Genomic DNA, 13,844 nt, shown 5'->3' on the forward strand with positions numbered 1-13,844 from the left:
GCAGGCGACCGCAGGAATTCGACGCCGCGCTTCCGGCCGTCGTTCCGGGCTCGTCCCGGAACCCATTTCCTCGGCCTTCGAGCAGCCTGGCGGCGTCGGCGGAAAATGGATCCCGGGACGAGCCCGGGATGACGGTCGAGGATCTCGCGCCTCTTCAAATCCCACCCTGCGACGGCGCTATCAGGACGACGTCGAACGGGCGTCAGCCCGCCAAGTGGCCGAAGGCTTCGACCACGCGTTCGTAGACGCCGCGCTTGAAGGGCACGATCAGGCCGGGAAGCTCGGCCATTTCGGCCCAGCGCCAGCCTGAGAATTCCGGCTTGTGGCCGGGCGGCGACAGGTCGATCTCGGACTCGTCCCCGGTGAAGCGGAAGGCGAACCAGCGCTGGGTCTGGCCGCCGTAGCGCCCGTTGCGGGCGCGCGCCAGCACGTCGGGAGGAAACTCATAATCGTACCAGTCCGGCGCCTCGGCGATGAGCTCGGCGGAGCGCACGCCGGTCTCCTCGATAAGCTCCCGGCGCGCGGCCTCGAGCGGCGTCTCGCCGGCGTCGATGCCGCCCTGCGGCATCTGCCAGCGATACTCCATGCGGTCGGGATCGCCGTCGCCGCCCCCTCGTCGCTTGCCGACGAAGACGCCGCCTCGCCCGTTCAGCAGCATGACGCCGACGCAGCGTCGGTAGGGCAGACGCTCGGGCGCCGGCGCGACGGTCACGAGGGCCCCTGCCGTCCGGCCGCGGCGCTGACCGGGGCCAGCGCCACCCCGCGCGCCGAAAGGCCCGCGCGCCAGGCCTCGATGCGCTTCAGGGTGAGCGGCGAGGCGCTCGCCCAGCCGACCGCGACGCCATGCGCCTTGGCCTCGCGTTCGAGATCGCCGAGCGCCGCGTCGATCGCGCCCGCCTCGGCGACGGCGTCGATCTGGGCGTTCGCGCGCGCGAGCGGCAATCCGGCCTGCTCCGCCGCAGCCGCGACCCCGTCTTCGTTCGCCGATGACGGCCCGAGGAACATCAGGCCGCGGCGCGCGAGCTCCACGAACACCGGCGACAGCGCGTCGCCCGCCTGCAGAAACCGTCCCCCGCCGAGCGGCGCGACGCCGACATAGCCCGTCGCGCGGCCGAGCGACCAGCGCAGCCGCTCGAGATTGGCGGAGGCCGGCAGGCTCGTCAGCAGCGTCTGCGGGCCGGGATCGTTCGCGGGGTAGTCGAAGGGCTCCATCGGCGCCTGGATCAGAATCTCGTGGCCGTCCTGCCGCGCTTTGTCGATCAGCTCGGCGACGTCCTTGCCGTAGGGCGAGAAGGCGAACGACACCTCGCCCGGCAGCTGGCCGATCGCCTGCAGGGTCGCCTCACGGCCGACGCCCAGTCCCGCGACCACCAGCGCGACGCGGGCGCCGGCCGCGAGCGGCTGCTGGCGGGCGTAGACGTCGAGCGGTCGCTTGCCGTTCGCGGCGATGCGCGGCAGGGCGCCGTAGCGGGTCTCCTCCAGAAGCGCGGTCTGGACCTCGCCGCCGGGAGCTTCGTCTTGCGAGGCCGCGCGCCCGGCGCCGTCATGGTCGTCGGCGCCGGGAACGCGGATGATCACCGGCCCGGACTTCGGCATGGGGTCGCCCGGGCGCACGATCGGCACGCCGTCGCGCGCGACCGCCGCCGGCTTCGACGGGGCGTGCGACTCAGTCGGTCGGGATGCGGCGGCGTGCTCGAGCGCCGCGGGCGCGCGCCGCTCGATCGCGGCCGTCGCGGTCGGCTCCCCGCCGAGCGGATCCGGCGCCAGAACCGCCCAGAGAACCGCCCCCGCGATGACCGCGCCGACGCCGCAGGCGAGCAGCGTCACCGCATCGAACCGCGGCCCCTTGCGCGGCGCGCCCGCGCGGCGCGGAGGAACGGTCAGCTTCTTTTCGAGGTCGTCGGCCATCGTTCAACCTTCGCCGCCTGACGCGCGGCCGAGGGACGGCCGCCGGCGAGGACGGCGAAGCGAAACCATACGGGATTCGCGAAACGGCCGCCGAGGAACTTGCGCTCCCGGCGGCCGAATTCGTGGGGACAGGACGCCGAAGGCGTCAGTTCGCGCTGGTCTTGCCCTGCGGCGGGAAGTTCGCGTTGGACTGGATGCCGTGCATCAGGTCGAAGGCGTAGTTCAGCTGCTTGTCGTCCTTGCGGTCCGGCGGCACGTAGGCCGAGGAGCCCGACTGCTCGTCGTCGCCGTTCTTGAGATGCCCCTTCAGGCCGGCTTCGCCCTTGCTGTCGTCCTTGCCCTTGAGCTCCTCGGGGATCTCCTGCTTGACCTCGATGTCGGGCGAGATGCCCTTCGCCTGGATCGATTTGCCGGACGGCGTGTAATAGCGCGCGGTGGTGAGCCGGATGGCGCCGTTGCTGCCGAGCGGGATGATCGTCTGGACCGAACCCTTGCCGAAGGATCGCGTGCCGAGGACGGTGGCCCGCTTGTGGTCCTGAAGGGCGCCGGCGACGATCTCCGAGGCCGAGGCCGATCCGCCGTTCGTCAGCACGATCACCGGCTTGCCGTTCGTGAGATCGCCTGGCCGGGCGTTGAAGCGCTGCGACTCCTCGGCGTTGCGGCCGCGGGTGGAGACCACCTCGCCGCGCTCCAGGAAGGCGTCCGACACCGCGATCGCCTGGTCGAGCAGGCCGCCCGGATTGTTGCGGAGGTCGAGGACGAAGCCCTTGAGCTTGTCCTTCGGCACCTTGGCCTCGATCTGGTCGATGGCCTTCGACATCATCTCGAAGGTCTGGGCGTTGAACTGGCTGAGGCGGATGTAGCCGATGTCGTCGCTCTGGATCTCCCACTTCACTGAGTCGAGCCGGATCTTGTCGCGGATCAGCTTCACCTCGACCGGCTTCTCGACGTTCTCGCGCACGATCGTCAGCGTAATCGGCGTGTTGACCGGCCCGCGCATCTTGTCGACGGCCTGCTCGAGGCTGAGGCCTTCGACCGGCTGTCCGTCGAGATGGGTGATGACGTCCTTGGCGCGGATGCCGGCCTTCGCGGCCGGCGTGTCGTCGATCGCGCCTTCGACGCGGATGTTGTTCTCGAACATCTGGACCCGGATGCCGAGACCGCCGAACTCGCCGTCGGTGTTGGTGCGCATCTCCTTGAACGCCTTCGCGTCCATGTAGCTGGAGTGCGGATCGAGGCCCGACAGCATGCCGTTGATGGCGCTCTCGACCAGCTTGGCGTCGTCCGGGCTCTCGACATAGTCGGAGCGGACGCGCTCGAAGACGTCGCCGAACAGATTGAGCTGGCGGTATGTGTCGGCGGACCCGGCGGCCTCCGCCGTCCCGAAAAAGGCCTGCGGCTTCGTCGCCATTCCGCCGGCGGCGGCGCCGAGCACGGCTCCGACCAGGATCAGGGAAACCTTCTTCATCATCCGCCTGCCTTTTCGCCGGAGGTTCCCGCCCACCAGGGGGTCGGGTCGATCGAGCCGCGTTCGTTGCGAAACTCGACATACAGCACGGGATTCGTAGCTGCGGATCGCGCCGCCATTGAGGCGGAATTCGCGTCGCCCCGCATCGTCGCCACCGGCTCGCCTGCAAGAACGAATTGGTTCAGCCCGACCGTGATGCGCTCCATGCCCGCAAGGACGACATGATAGCCGCCGCCGGCGTTCAGGATCAAGAGTTGCCCGTAGGAGCGGAACGGCCCGACATACACCACCCAGCCGTCGCAGGGCGCGGTCACCGGAGCGCCCGGCTGCGCCGCGAACGACACGCCCTTGGCCCCGCCGCTTGAGCCGTCGGTCGCGCCATAGGCCATGAGCCTCTTGCCGGACACCGGCAGCGGCAGCAGCCCTTTCGCCTTGTCGAAGGCCACCGCCGGCGCCAGCCGGCCGGCCTCCCGAAGCGCCGAGACCTCGGCGCCGCCGCCGGCCCCCGCGCCCTCGGGGCCGGGTTTGGCGGCCTCCTCCGCGGCGCGTTTGGCCTGTTCCGCCTCCATGCGGCGAATCAGCGCCTCGAGGTCGCCGACGTCGCGCGACGCGGCGACCACCCGTTCGCCCTCCGCCGACAGATCCGTCTCGCGCTGGCCGAGCTGGCGCTTGCGCTCCTCCACCAGGGCCGCGAGACGCTCCCGCTCGGCGCCGAGATCGGCGATCTCATGGGCGAGCGCGTCGCGCTCCTTCACCTGCAGATCCTTGAGCCGGACCATCTCGCGCAGATCGGAGCCGAGCGCCTCGGCCTCGGCGCGCATGTCCGGCACCACGGCGCCGAGCAGGATCGCCGAGCGCAGCGCCTCCAGCGCGTCGTTGGGCCGAACCAGCAGCGCGGGCGGCGGCTGGCGGCCCATGCGCTGCAGCGCCGCGATCACTTCCGCGAGCACCGCGCGCCGCGCGACGAGCGAGGCCTTGAGCTGGCGCTCCGATTCGTCGAGCTGGCCGATCCGGGTCTCGCGCTGGGCGACGCCCGGCTCCTTCTCGCGGATCGAGGCGACCGTTGCGACCAGCGTCGCCTGCAGCTTGCCGCGCTCGCCCTTCAGCGCCTCGACCTCGGCCGCGATCCGCTCGCGCCGCTCCTCGGTCTGCTTCAGGGCTTCGCGGGCTTCGTCGAGCGCTCGGCGCTGCTCGGCGGCGGCGTCCGCGGCGGCGTCCGCGGCGGCGGGCGCCTCCGCCGGCGTCTGCGCGCGCGCCGGGGCCGCCGCGGCGAGCGCGACGCCAAGCGCGAGGAGGCTGGCCTTAAGACGGATCATCCGGAGAATTGGAAGACGCCATCGTTAAGCTTCCGTCAACCACGCGCGAGCAAGCGCACGACGATCTGCTCTTCTCGCTCCGGGCAGCGGGCGCGCTTCCGCCGCTCACGTCACCAGAAAATCAGCGTTCGTCAGCTTCAGCCCGGCGTCGAGCGTCGCGAACTGGACCGCGTCGAAGCGGGCGCCCGTTCCGTCGCGGTCGAAGAACAGGGCGCCGCTGGTCTGGTCGTAGATGATGCGGTCCTGCGCGTCCTGGGCCGCGGGTCCGATGACGAAGCCGTCGGCCGAGGGCGTGCCGACCCTGAGGCCGGCGAAGGCCGCGTTCTCCAGCCGGATCGTGTCGTAGGGGACGGAGAAGTCCTCGATTACGTCGACATTGGCTGCGCCGAGCTTGGTGGTGAACATGAACACGTCCACCCCCGCCCCGCCGGTGAGCGTGTCCGCCCCGCCCATGCCGTTCAGCGCGTTGTCGCCGCCATTGCCGGTGATGACGTTGCCGAGCGTGTTGCCGACGCCGTCGACGTCGCCCGCGCCGGTGAGGGTCAGGTTTTCGAGATTGGCGCCGGCCATCGAGAAGGTGGCGGCGCTGCGCACGAGGTCGGTTCCGCCGCCGGCGATCTCGATGACGCGGTCGCCGGCGTCGCGCACGACATAGATGTCGTTTCCGGCCCCGCCCGTCATGGTGTCGACGCCGGTGAGGCCATCGAGCAGATTGTCGCCGGAATTGCCGGTGAGCGCGTTGGCCGCGGAGTTGCCGATGGCGTTCAGGTCAGCCGACCCGGTCAGCGTCAGGTTTTCGAGGCCGCTGCCCTGCAGGGAGAAACTGACCGCGCTCGTGACGGAGTCGAGGCCGCCGGAGCCGACCTCCACGATCCGGTCGCCGGCGTCGTCGACGACGTAGCTGTCGTCGCCCCGGCCGCCCTCCATCGTGTCGGCCCCCGCGCCGCCGTCGATCGCGTTCGCGCCGTCGTTCCCGATGATGTGGTTGGCGAGCTCGTTCCCGGTGGCGAAGGCGTTCGCCGTCCCGGTGAGAGTTATGTTCTCGATCGCCTGGCCCGCAGCCGAGAAGTTGACGGAGCTGATGACCAGATCCGTTCCTTCGCCCGCGTTCTCACGAACGATGTCGCCGTCGACGATGTAGGTGTCGTCGCCGGCGCCTCCCGCCATCGTGTCGACGCCTTGGCGCCCGTCGAGCAGATTGTCGCCGGAGTTTCCGGTGAGTTCGTTCCTATAGTAGTTGCCATATCCATTGAGGTCGCCGTCCCCTAACAGCACGAGCTGTTCCAGATCGCTGACGGCAAGATCGAAATCAATATAACTTAGAACTTTATCGTAGATGCTGCGATATTCGATGTCGTCGTATTCCTCGATTACGTCGCCGACATTGTCGACGACGAAGACACTGGGGCCCGAACCGCCGACCATCGTGTCCGCGCCGATTCCGCCATCGAGAAAACCCCGTCCGCCGAGCCAGTCGTCGCCGGCGCCGCCGTTAACGTACCAGCCGGCGTCAGAGCCGAGGGTATCCGCCGCGTTGGTTCCGAGGCGGACCGTCGTGATAGGGCCTTCCCTGAACGCGTACTGCGTCATCTCGAGACCGCTCGGCAGGTCGCGCAGGTCGAAGGTCACGCCGCCGCCGGCGACGAAGGTGATTCCCTCGTCCTCGACCCGAGTTATCGGCCCGACCAGGGCGTCCGAACCGTTTTCGGCCTGCATGCGGACCGCAAGGCCGCCGTCCTGGAACCGTCGGGTGTTGCTGTCATTGACAGCGCCGTCGCCGATTTCCGACAGCGTGAGGGTCAGTCGAACCTCAGTCGGCGTCGCGGCCGTCACCCGGACGACGTCGTCGCCGCTTTCGAGATCGATGCGGTCGGCGCCGCCTGAGCCGATGTTGTGAACGGCTTCGTCCGGGCCGGCGCCGCCGAAGATGGTGTCGTCGCCTTCGCCCCCTTCGATCGTGTCATGGCCCGACGTGGTTTCCGGAACGTCGTTCGCTCCGGCGGGAGGCGTCCTTCCGTCCGCGGGGCCATGGATGAAGTCGCGACCGTCGGTTCCGAGAACTAAAGCCATGGCGAGCGCTTCCTCAGGTTGTTTTCCGGCAGCGTAACGTCTCTTGGGCGACGCGGCTAGCGAGTAGCGGAGCTTGAATCAGGCCGGACGGGCCGCTCTTGCGCCCGGTCCCGAGCCCCCTCACCCCCGATGATATGGGTGCCCCGCGAGGATCGTCGCCGCTCGATAGAGCTGTTCGGCGAGCAGCACGCGGACCAGTTGGTGGGGCAGCGTGAGGGCGCCGAAGGAAAGCTTCAGCGCGCAGGCCGCGACGAAATCGGGGCTGAGGCCGTCGGCGCCGCCGATGACGAAGGCGAGGCCCGCCGCGCCGTCGTCGCGGCGGCGGGCGAGATCGGCGGCGAAGGCTTCGCTCGTCAGGGATTTGGCGCGCTCGTCGAGCGCGCACAGCGCGAGCTTGGGGTCGAGCGCGGCGCGCAGCGCCGCGGCTTCGTCGCGCTTGCGATCGTCCGGGCGGCGGGCGCGCGACTCGTCGAGCTCGACGATCTCGGGCGGACCCAGCCCGAGGCCGCGGCCGACCTGTCCCGCGCGCTCCACGTAGCGCTGGACGAGCTCCCGCTCCGGGCCGGCCTTGAGGCGGCCGACCGCGGCGATGACGAGGCGCATCGGCCGTCAGTCCGTCAGGACAGCGGCGTCTCCGTCGGGCGTCCGGCCGACCACATCTTCTCAAGATTGTAGAAGGCGCGCACTTCCGGCCGGAACAGGTGCACGATGACGTCGCCGGCGTCGATCAGCACCCAGTCGCAATGCGGCAGGCCCTCGACCTTCACTTTGCCGTGGCCTGCGTTTTTGAGCTCTTCGACGAGCTTGTCGGCGATCGCGCCGACATGCCGTGTCGCCCGGCCGGAGGTGATGACCATCTCGTCGGCCAACGCGGATTTTCCGCGGAGGTCGATGACCACGGTCTCTTCGGCCTGGTTGTCGTCGAGCACGTCGAGGATGAGGTGAAGCAACGCCGGGTTCGCCGCAGCCGCGGCTCCGGCGCCGATGTGAGCCGCCGCGAGGGGCGTCTCCTTCAGCGGTATGGTGGACAGGGGTCTTACCTTCCGTCTGCCGTCCTCACGCCGGACTCAAATGTCCAGCCCGTTAAGAATGGACTGAAGGGTGCGACATTTCAACCTCCGCCGCGCGTAACGCTTTCGAAAGCGTCAATCCGCGCGGCCGGCGCCCCTCAGCGCCGTCGACGACAAAGGCGAGCGCAGGCCGTGCAAAAAACACCAGGCGGGCGGCGCGGCCCAGGCCAGCCGGCCGGCGTCGGCCTCGTCGATCCGGAAGCGGGCGAGCGTCTGCGCGGCCGGGGCGTTGGTCGCGGCGAAGGTCGCGCCCGGCCGGTCGATCACCGCGATCGGCACGAGTTCGGCGAGCTCGCGCCAGCGGCCCCAGCGGTGCAGCGTCGCGAGATTGTCGGCGCCCATGATCCAGACGAAACCGACGCCGGGGCAGCGCTCGACGAGATGGGCGACGAGATCGTGGCTGCGGCGCACGCCGATCGCGGCCTCGATTCCGGCGACCTCGACGCGGGGGTGGGCCGACAGCCGCGCCGCGGCCGCCATGCGCTCGCCGAGCGCCGGCAGCGCGGCGTTGTCCTTGAGAGGATTTCCGGGGGTGACCAACTGCCAGAGCCGGTCGAGCTCCAGCCGTTTGAGCGCAAGGCGGCTGACGAGACGGTGCGCGGCGTGCGGCGGATTGAACGAGCCGCCATAGAGCCCGATCGCCATGCCCGGCGCATGCGGCGGCAGCTTCGGCGTGAGCACGCGGCCGGAACCGGGCGGGCGCTCGCCGATCCGCGCCATCAGCGAAACGAAACCGTCATCCCGGCCGGATCTGGCCGGTTCCCCGGACGCGGTAGTTGAAGGTCGTGAGCTGCTCGACCCCCACCGGCCCGCGGGCGTGCAGGCGCCCCGTCGCGATGCCGATCTCGGCGCCGAAGCCGAACTCGCCGCCGTCCGCGAACTGGGTCGAGGCGTTGTGCAGCACGATCGCGCTGTCGACCTCGGCCAGGAACCGCGCCGCCAGCGCCTCGTCGCCGGTGACGATCGCGTCGGTGTGGTGCGAGCCGTAGGTTGCGATGTGATCGAGCGCGGCGTCCAGTCCGTCGACCACCTTCACCGCGATGATCGCGTCGAGGAACTCGGTCGCCCAGTCCTCCTCGGTGGCCGCCGTCACGCGCTGGTCGACGGCGCGGGTCTCGGCGTCGCCGCGCACGGCGCAGCCGGCGGCGAGCAGATCCTGGACGAGGGGGGCGAGATGGGTCGCCGCGACCGCGCGGTCGACCAGCAGCGTCTCGGCCGCCCCGCAGACGCCGGTGCGCCGCATCTTGGCGTTGAGCACAAGCTCGCGCGCCATCGCGAGGTCCGCGCCGGCCGCGACATAGACGTGGCAGTTGCCGTCGAGATGCGAGAAGGTCGGCACCCGCGCCTCGGCCTGCACGCGCGCCACCAGGCTCTTGCCGCCGCGCGGCACGATGACGTCGAGATTGCCGTCGAGGCCGCGCAGCATCTCGCCCACCGCGGCGCGATCGCGCGTCGGCACGAGCTGGATCGCGGCCTCCGGCAGCCCGGCCTCGGCGAGGCCGGCCGCGAGCGCGGCGTGGATCGCGGAGGACGAGCGGAAGCTGTCGGTCCCGCCGCGCAGGATCGCGGCGTTGCCGGCCTTGAGGCACAGCGCGCCGGCGTCGGCGGTGACGTTCGGGCGGCTTTCATAGATCACGCCGATGACGCCGAGCGGCGTGCGCACGCGCTCGATGGCGAGGCCGTTGGGACGCGTCCAGGCGGCGATCGTCTCGCCGACCGGATCGGCCAGCGTCGCCACCGTCTCGAGGCCCTGCGCGACGCCTTCGATGCGGGCCGGCGTCAGCGTCAGCCGGTCGATGAAGGAGCCGGCGACGCCCGCGGCCTTCGCGGTCGCGACGTCGGCCGCGTTGGCCGCCAGAACCTGCGCTTGCGTCTCCCGCAGGCGGCGGGCGGCGGCGATCAGCGCCGCGTCCTTCGCCTCACGCGGGCTGAGCGCAAGCACGCGCGCAGCCGCGCGGGCGCGGCGGCCGATGTCGCGCATCGTCGCGGTCACGTCGTCGGTCAGGCGCTCGGCGGCGAAAGTCATGGGGCTCGTCCTCGGAGCGGGGCGTGGTAGCGCGTTTCGCTGCGCGCGTCATCAGATGGGGCGCGCGAGGTCGGAGCGCAAAGCATCCGGCCTCAAGCGGAACCTCGTCATGGTCCGGCCTGACCGGACCATCCATCTCGAACGTGGCGCTCGGCGCTGAAGATGGGTCCTCCGGTCAAGCCGGAGGACGACGACGCGCTCTACGATCGCCCGAAGCGCCGCCGCGCACGAAGGCCAGCGGTCACGCCCCCGTCAGCACGAGGTCGTCGCGATGGATGATCGCCGGGCGGCCCTTGAAGCCCAAAATGCCCTCGATCGCGGCCGAGGGCTGGCCGAGCAACCGGACAGCGTCGGCGGAATCGTAAGAGACCAGCCCACGCGCGACCTCGACGCCGTCCGGCGCGCGCACCACCACCGCGTCGCCGCGCGAAAAGTGGCCCTCGACCCGCACGACGCCCGCCGGCAGCAGGCTGCGGCCGCGGTTCAGCGCCGAGGCCGCGCCGGAATCGACGAAGATCGCGCCGCGCGGCGACAGCACGCCCGCGATCCAGCGCTTGCGGGCCTGGCCGGGGCTGTCGTGCGGGAGGAACCAGGTGCAGCGGCCGCCGCCTTCGACGACCGACAGCGGGCTCATGACCTTGCCCGAGGCGATCAGCATGTGCGCTCCGGCGCCGGTCGCGATGCGCGCCGCCTCGATCTTGGTCCTCATGCCGCCCCGCGAGAACTCCGAGGCCGCGCCGCCCGCGATCGCCTCGATCGCCGGCGTCACCCGTTCGACCAGAGGGATCAGGGTCGCGGCGGGATCGAGGGCCGGCGGCGCGGTGTAGAGACCGTCGATGTCGGACAGCAGTACGAGGCAGTCGGCGCTCGCCATCGAGGCCACGCGCGCGGCGAGCCGGTCATTGTCGCCGTAACGGATCTCCTGGGTCGCGACCGTGTCGTTCTCGTTCACGACGGGCACGGCCTTCAGCGCCAGCAGCCGGGCGACCGTCGCGCGCGCGTTGAGGTAGCGGCGCCGCTCCTCGGTGTCGCCGAGGGTGAGCAGGATCTGGCCGGCGCTGAGCCCGTGCGCGCCGAGCGCCTCGCTCCAGGCGCGGGCGAGCGCGATCTGGCCGACGGCGGCGGCCGCCTGGCTGTCCTCCAGTCGAAGCGCGCCGCGCGGGAGCTTCAGCATGGTGCGGCCGAGCGCGATCGAGCCGGACGAGACGACGACGATCTCCGCGCCGCGCGCGGCGTGGCGCGCAAGATCGTCGACGAGGCTCGTCAGCCACGCGCTTTTCAGCCGGCCGGCTGTCTGGTCGACAAGCAGCGCGGAGCCGATCTTGACGACGATCCGATTGAAGGAGTCGAGCGAGGGGACGGTCATGGGGCGGACGCCGGCGAGAAGGGAAGCAGGCGTCGGCATAGCGGCGCCTGCGTCGATCGCATAGGTCATCCGCCCGCCGCACGGCAAGGGAGCGTCCCGCTCGACCTCATGACGCACCGGGGAAATCGGCCGCCGCGTCGCGGCCGAAATGGCGCTCGCACAGCGTCTCGAGGTGGCGGGCGAGGATGAGATATTCCGGGCGGCGGCTGGCGCGCTCGCGCCAGACCAGCGCGAGGCGGCGCGACGAGCGGTCGCCGTCATAGGGGATGAGCCGCAGGCTCGTGCCCTGCGCGACGCCCGCGGCGACCGCGATTTCGGGCAGGAAGGTGACGCCGAGATCGTTGTCCGCCATCTGCACCAGCGTCGCGAGGCTCATCGCCTTCAGGTCTCCGGAATCCTCCGCCGGCGTGAACCCGGTGAGCGACAGCACCTGCTCGCGCAGGCAATGGCCCGCGTCGAGCAGCAGCAGCCGCTCGCCCTCGACGTCGGCCGGACCGATCGTGGGACGATCCGCCAGCGCATGTCGGCAGCTCACGCCGAGAAAGAAGCGGTCGGTCCAGAACGGCTCGACCTCGACCCCCGTCACGGCGAAGGGCAGCGCGACGATCGCCGCGTCGAGCTCGCCGCCCTTCAGATCGGCGACGAGCGAGCGGCTCAGCGCCTCGCGCACCCGGATCCTGAGCTCCGGGAACGCCGCGCGCATGCTGGGCAGGGCGCGCGGAAGGAGGAACGGCGCGACCGAAGGGATGACGCCGAGCCTGAGCCGCGTCGAAAGCGGACGCGCGACATTCGCGAGCAGGCCCGGCAGGTCGTCGATGGCGGCGATGATCTCCGGCGCGCGTTCGGCGAGCAGCACGCCGGCCGCGGTCAGTTCAAAGGTCCGGTCGGCGCGCTCGGCGAGCCGGACCCCGAGCGCGAGCTCCATTTCGCGGATCGCGCCGCTCAGCGTCGACTGCGTCACGCCGGCGCGACGGGCCGCCCGGGAGAACGACGCCGTCTCCGCCAGCGCCACGAAATAGCGCAGCTGCCTGATCGATACGTTCAGCATCGCCCGTCCCGCGTCTCAACCGATAGCCGCAGCCTATCGAAAAAATCGATTCCATGGCGCGGACAAATCGGTTTGCCCGGCCGCGCTGTTTGATGCAATGCAACATCCATGGCGACCGGCGGACGGCCCCCCAAGCGTCTTCCGGCCGTCGGCGACCCAGAACGACACGGAGTGGCCCCATGCTCGGCATCGGCGACAAGCTGCCTGCCTTCACGATCACGGGCGTAAAGCCCAAATTCAATGCTCACGAAGAGAACGGCGTCTCCGCCTTCGAGCCGCTGACGGAGCAGAGCTTCCCGGACAAGTGGAAGGTCATCTTCTTCTACCCGAAGGATTTCACCTTCGTCTGCCCGACGGAGATCGCGGAGTTCGCGCGGCTCGCGGGCGAGTTCGAGGACCGCGACGCGGTCGTCCTCGGCGGCTCCGCCGACAACGAATTCGTCAAGCTCGCCTGGCGGCGCGCCCATCCCGATCTCGACCGGCTGCCGATCTGGTCGTTCGCCGACACCAAGGGCGATCTGATCGACGGGCTCGGCATCCGCTCGGCCGACGGCGTGCCCTACCGCTACACCTTCGTGGTCGACCCGGACAACGTGATCCAGCACGTCTATGCGACCAACCTCAATGTCGGCCGCGCGCCGAAGGACACGCTGCGCGTGCTCGACGCGCTGCAGACCGACGAGCTCTGCCCCTGCAACCGGCAGGTCGGCGGCGAAACCCTGAAGGCCGCCTGAGCGGCTCGACCGCCCGGGATTGCGAACGCCCCGCGGACCCGCCGCGGGGCGTTCGGCCACGAAGGCCCCCGCCATCCAAGGAACCGCCATGTCGCTCGAAACCCTGAAGCAGGCCATCCCCGACTTCGCCAAGGACGTCCGCCTCAACCTGTCCACGATGGCGGGCGACGAATCCCTGAGCGATCAGCAGAAATACGGCCTTCTCGCCGCCTGCGGGATCGCCTCGCGCAATCCGCGGGTGCGGGACGAGCTGGTCGCGGAGGCGGCCGCGAAGCTTTCGCCGGCCGCGCTGTCCGCCGCGAAATCCGCCGCCGCGATCATGGGCATGAACAATGTCTACTACCGCTTCGTGCATCTCGCGGCGAACAAGGACTACCAGACCATGCCAGCGAAGCTGCGCATGAACGTCATCGGCAACCCCGGCGTCGACAAGATCGATTTCGAGCTCTGGTCGCTCGCGGTGTCGGCGATGAACGGCTGCGGGATGTGCATCGACGCCCATGAGGAGACGCTGCGCAAGGGCGGCGTGACCAGCGAGACGATCCAGACCGCGGTGCGCTACGCCTCGATCATCGCCTCCGCGGCGATCGCGCTCGAGGCCGCCGAGACCGGTGAGGCGCTCGCGGCGGCGTAAGCGCGCGATCGCGAAGGGGGGCCTCCGGGCAGCGCCGCCCGCACTGCGAACTGAAGCCTGGAGCGGGGTCACGTCGCAGGACATCGGCCGACGCACAGCCTCCGCCGTCGTTCCGGGCTCGTCCCGGAACCCATGTCCGCCGCGTCTCCAAAAACATGGCGCCGGCGGCGGTCATGGATCGGGACAAGCCGGGGATGACGGTCG

13 protein-coding genes are annotated in these 13,844 nt (G+C 70.5%); 2 read left to right on the forward strand and 11 right to left on the reverse strand.

All coding sequences use genetic code 11. The annotated features are described in order from the left end of the window. Positions 1-202: 202 nt before the first annotated feature. The 11 genes from ACO2RJ_RS10015 to ACO2RJ_RS10065 form a co-directional block, all read right to left on the reverse strand. Complete coding sequence (locus ACO2RJ_RS10015; RefSeq protein ID WP_423267858.1) at positions 203-712, reverse strand: RNA pyrophosphohydrolase; 510 nt, start codon at positions 710-712, stop codon at positions 203-205. After that, entirely contained in the window at positions 709-1,908 is a 1,200-nt protein-coding gene (locus tag ACO2RJ_RS10020) for a divergent polysaccharide deacetylase family protein (protein ID WP_423267859.1), read from the reverse strand. The genes ACO2RJ_RS10015 and ACO2RJ_RS10020 overlap by 4 nt, the downstream gene beginning before the upstream one ends. A 145-nt stretch (positions 1,909-2,053) precedes the next feature. Then, a complete protein-coding gene (locus ACO2RJ_RS10025; protein ID WP_423267860.1) occupies positions 2,054-3,379 on the reverse strand; it encodes a S41 family peptidase in 1,326 nt (441 codons plus the stop codon). Next, positions 3,376-4,692, reverse strand: a complete 1,317-nt coding sequence (locus tag ACO2RJ_RS10030; RefSeq protein ID WP_423267861.1) for a murein hydrolase activator EnvC family protein — start codon at positions 4,690-4,692, stop codon at positions 3,376-3,378. Before ACO2RJ_RS10030 ends, ACO2RJ_RS10025 begins: the two co-directional genes overlap by 4 nt. 105 nt (positions 4,693-4,797) lie before the next feature. Continuing rightward, positions 4,798-6,762 (reverse strand): calcium-binding protein, encoded by a 1,965-nt coding sequence (locus ACO2RJ_RS10035; RefSeq protein ID WP_423267862.1) that lies wholly within the window; start codon positions 6,760-6,762, stop codon positions 4,798-4,800. Positions 6,763-6,882: 120 nt separating this feature from the next. Further along, positions 6,883-7,365, reverse strand: a complete 483-nt coding sequence (gene rlmH, locus ACO2RJ_RS10040; protein WP_423267863.1) for a 23S rRNA (pseudouridine(1915)-N(3))-methyltransferase RlmH — start codon at positions 7,363-7,365, stop codon at positions 6,883-6,885. 14 nt (positions 7,366-7,379) lie between these two features. After that, a complete protein-coding gene (rsfS, locus tag ACO2RJ_RS10045) occupies positions 7,380-7,712 on the reverse strand; it encodes a ribosome silencing factor (RefSeq protein ID WP_423267864.1) in 333 nt (110 codons plus the stop codon). Between the two features lie 195 nt (positions 7,713-7,907). Next, positions 7,908-8,552 carry a nicotinate-nucleotide adenylyltransferase gene (locus ACO2RJ_RS10050; RefSeq protein ID WP_423267865.1) on the reverse strand — a complete coding sequence of 215 codons (645 nt, stop codon included), beginning with the start codon at positions 8,550-8,552 and terminating at the stop codon, positions 7,908-7,910. Between the two features lie 16 nt (positions 8,553-8,568). Beyond that, complete coding sequence (locus tag ACO2RJ_RS10055) at positions 8,569-9,858, reverse strand: glutamate-5-semialdehyde dehydrogenase (protein WP_423267866.1); 1,290 nt, start codon at positions 9,856-9,858, stop codon at positions 8,569-8,571. Between the two features lie 241 nt (positions 9,859-10,099). Beyond that, positions 10,100-11,224 (reverse strand): glutamate 5-kinase, encoded by a 1,125-nt coding sequence (proB, locus tag ACO2RJ_RS10060; RefSeq protein WP_423268952.1) that lies wholly within the window; start codon positions 11,222-11,224, stop codon positions 10,100-10,102. A 106-nt stretch (positions 11,225-11,330) separates the two neighbouring features. After that, entirely contained in the window at positions 11,331-12,272 is a 942-nt protein-coding gene (locus ACO2RJ_RS10065; protein WP_423267867.1) for a hydrogen peroxide-inducible genes activator, read from the reverse strand. Between the two features lie 179 nt (positions 12,273-12,451). On the opposite strand from ACO2RJ_RS10065, the gene ACO2RJ_RS10070 reads away from it, so the two are divergent. Beyond that, positions 12,452-13,006, forward strand: coding sequence for a peroxiredoxin (locus tag ACO2RJ_RS10070; protein ID WP_423267868.1), 555 nt, complete (start codon positions 12,452-12,454; stop codon positions 13,004-13,006). A gap of 88 nt (positions 13,007-13,094) precedes the next feature. Further along, positions 13,095-13,640, forward strand: coding sequence for a carboxymuconolactone decarboxylase family protein (locus tag ACO2RJ_RS10075; RefSeq protein ID WP_423267869.1), 546 nt, complete (start codon positions 13,095-13,097; stop codon positions 13,638-13,640). The last annotated feature ends 204 nt before the right edge of the window (positions 13,641-13,844 follow it).

Source organism: Hansschlegelia sp. KR7-227, assembly GCF_049446035.1.
Lineage (GTDB): Bacteria > Pseudomonadota > Alphaproteobacteria > Rhizobiales > Methylopilaceae > Methylopila.